The sequence below is a fragment of the Kitasatospora sp. NPDC036755 genome (assembly GCF_040636595.1).
Classification (GTDB): domain Bacteria; phylum Actinomycetota; class Actinomycetes; order Streptomycetales; family Streptomycetaceae; genus Kitasatospora.
Genome location: NZ_JBEZUT010000586.1, coordinates 1 through 2,860, shown reverse-complemented (window position 1 = coordinate 2,860; position 2,860 = coordinate 1). Strand labels below are relative to the sequence as shown.

At 72.4% G+C, this 2,860-nt stretch carries 4 protein-coding genes; all 4 read right to left on the bottom strand.

Features of this window, described 5'->3' with window-relative positions; translation table 11 throughout:
* On the bottom strand, positions 1-439 hold a 439-nt coding region (locus AB0E96_RS40210), incomplete at its 3' end, for a CRISPR-associated endonuclease Cas1 (protein ID WP_359831680.1).
* A gap of 3 nt (positions 440-442) precedes the next feature.
* Positions 443-1,216, bottom strand: a complete 774-nt coding sequence (cas6e, locus tag AB0E96_RS40205; RefSeq protein WP_359831678.1) for a type I-E CRISPR-associated protein Cas6/Cse3/CasE — start codon at positions 1,214-1,216, stop codon at positions 443-445.
* A gap of 4 nt (positions 1,217-1,220) precedes the next feature.
* Positions 1,221-2,087 (bottom strand): type I-E CRISPR-associated protein Cas5/CasD, encoded by an 867-nt coding sequence (gene cas5e, locus AB0E96_RS40200; RefSeq protein WP_359831676.1) that lies wholly within the window; start codon positions 2,085-2,087, stop codon positions 1,221-1,223.
* Positions 2,087-2,860, bottom strand: a 774-nt coding sequence (cas7e, locus tag AB0E96_RS40195; RefSeq protein ID WP_359831675.1) for a type I-E CRISPR-associated protein Cas7/Cse4/CasC, incomplete at its 5' end; no start/stop codon positions are given. The genes cas7e and cas5e, both read right to left, overlap by 1 nt.

The window sequence follows — 2,860 nt, the reverse complement described above, 5'->3', positions numbered from 1 at the left end:
CGCCCTCGCGGCCGCGCAGCTGCTGCATGGTGGCGGTGCTGACGTCCTCGCCGGGGAATCGCATGCGGTACATGTTCCGTGCGACGCCGAGGCGCTCCTTCGTCCGGCTGACCAGCCAGGCCTGCCGGTTGAGGAGTCCCGCACCGCGGCTGGGGCCGAGGCCGGCCGCGTACATGCGCACGCCCTGCTCGCCGACCCAGCACATGGTGGTGCCGGAGTCGGCGAGCAGGTTGACGGCGCCGTGGGTGATGCGGGTGCCCGGGCCGAGCAGCATCACGGCGACCATGGCGGCGGGGACGCGGACGGTCTCGCGCTTGTTGATGACGACGACGGCGTTCTCGTCGCGGTCGATGTGGCTGCGTTCGACGTAGACGCTGGAGACGCGGTCTGCGAGGCGGTGCAGGTCGTGGGGGTGGGCTTTCCACCAGATGTCGGCCATCGGTCAGCGCGCTCCGGCGGGCAGTGGGGCGAGGGTGAGCAGGCCGCATCCGTAGGCCTTGGAGGGACCAATGCCACCGAGGAGCGCGGCCTGCAACAGCCCCGGGTCGCTGATGCGCAGACGGCCCTCGAACGTGGCGGTGGTGAGCGTGACCGGGGTGCGGGTGCCGGGCTTGGTGAAGGTGGTGCGGCTGCGGTCGGTGATCCTCACCTCCCGGGCCGGTCCCGTATCGGACGAGGCAACGGAGACCGCCGGTTCGAGGCCCGGCGCGGGGTCGTCGGTGCGCGCCACGGGGATGGTGAAGCCCCAGCGGTCGGTACGTTCCAGGAACCAGGTGAGCTGCTGGGCCGCGGTGCGGTGGGCCATGCGGTAGGAGCGGTGATGGAGTTCGGCGGCGGTCTTGGCGCGGTGCGGGTCGGCTTTGTCGGGCCTGGAGGTGTTCTGGACGGGGCTGGCCTTGAGCCGGAAGGAGAACTCACGGCCGGTGGCGAGCTGGCCGAGCAGCGGACTGTAGTCGCGGACCGCGTAGTGCTCGCCTTCGGCGTCGGGCCATCCGGCCTGTTCGACGATGTGGGTCCAGTCCGGCTTGGAGGGGGTGAGGGCCAGCAGCACGGGGCGGCGCGGGTGGTCGGCGTCCAGGCGCCACAGGATCCGGTCGCCAGGGGCGACGTCGGGGACTCCGGCGGTGACGGCTCCGTGCAGGGCGCGGGGGTTGGCGAGAAGGGTACGGCTGGCCGCGCGCAGGGGGTTGATGCGCACACGGGAGAGGTAGGTCATCGAGTCACCAGCCCAACAGGGCGAACGGGTCGTGGCCGACGGCCGCCGAGGCCGGTTCGCCGGTCGTGGCGGACGGGTCGAGGCCGGTGGGGACGTCGAGCCAGGTGTGGCGGATCCGCCGGGTGGAGAACCTGCGGTTGCGGGGGTCGAAGGAACGCGGGACGTCCTGGAGGGTGTCGTCGCCCGACGGGTCGTCGAAGGTCGCGGCCAGGTCGATCCGGTGCGGGGAGAACGGTGCCGGGCCCCGTTCGGCCCGCCGACGGTAGGCGGCCTTGGCAGCCTTCCCCGCCTGCCAGGGCTCGTCGGCCAGGATGTCCTCCAGGGTCCCGTCGCGCACCGCGCCGAGGGCGATCGGCTGGGTGGGCACGCAGGAACGCCGGCCGAGGGCGAGCGGGAAGGCGGGGCGGCGGATCGCCTCGGCGAGCACCTCGACGAGAGCGGCCGAGCCCTGGACGGCGGCGACGAACACCGCGTCCTGAAGGTAGTAGCGGTGGGTGACGTGGGTGTCCTTGGCCGGGGAGGTCGGCTTCTGGACGCCCTTGGCGTTGACGCCGGCCTGCGGCAGCGGCCGTCCCCGGTAGTCGCTGACGGTGTGGTAGTCGCGCAGCAGGGTGCCGGGCTGGTCGATGCGCACGCCCAGGCGCAGGCCGACCAGGTCGGTGAGGTCCGCTTCGCGGGGCCGGCCCGCGGCCGCGGCGAGCAGGCCGACGACACCGGACTTGGTCGGCTGGGGTCGGCTGTCACGGCGGTTGAACGCGCTGCGGTCGCCCCAGGACTGGAGCGGACCTGCCAGCCGCAATACGAGGACCGCCTGAGCCTCATCCTGCGACCCGGAGGTCGGGGACGGTACGGGGGTGGGCTCGGCGGGCATCAGTTGTCGCTCACCCGCTCGGTGAGGGCGGTCCGCAGGCCGTCGCGCAGTTCGGGGAAGGTGCGGTTCGCGCCGAAGGCCTCCGCCAGCCGCTGCCCGGTCTCGTCGGCACCGAGGGTGTGGCAGATGCCGACGTACAGCGGGCTGTCACCCCACTGCTCGGTGGCGGTGGCGAACTCCCCTGCGAGTCGGCGCGCGGACTCGGCGACGATGCCCCGGCTCGCCGGGACGGGGTTCTCGTAGGCGGAGACGAGGTTCACCGGCTGGTCGGCGCGCAGGACGACCGCGACCAGGCTGGGGCGGGTACGGTGCGCGAAAGAGTTGCCGTAGCCAGTGGGCATGGAGCGGGCGAAGGAGTCGACGAACAGGTCGACGGCGTCGACGGCGGCCTTGTCGTCGCCGAGGTTCTCCCGCAGCTGGTGCAGGCCGACGGTGGCGTAACGGTAGAGGGTGGCCGAGTTGAAGCCGATGGTGCCGATCATCCCGGCACCGGTTTCGTCGGCGGTGTTCTCGTCGTCGACCGCCGTGTAGTAGTCGAATTCGAGTTCGGCGGCATGGGTGGAGATCGCGTGCGCGACCTGCGTCGCGGCATCCACGTTCAGGCCGGGGATGTCCGCGACCATGCGGCCGAAGAGCGCGACGTCCACGGGGTGACCGGTCTGCAGCTGCTCCTTGACCGGCAGGGCCTTGACAGCCTCGTCGAGGCCCTTGGCGTCGAGGGCGGCGAGGTCGGCGCCGGTGTCGGCGACCAGGGCGACGATGCCGTCCAGCTG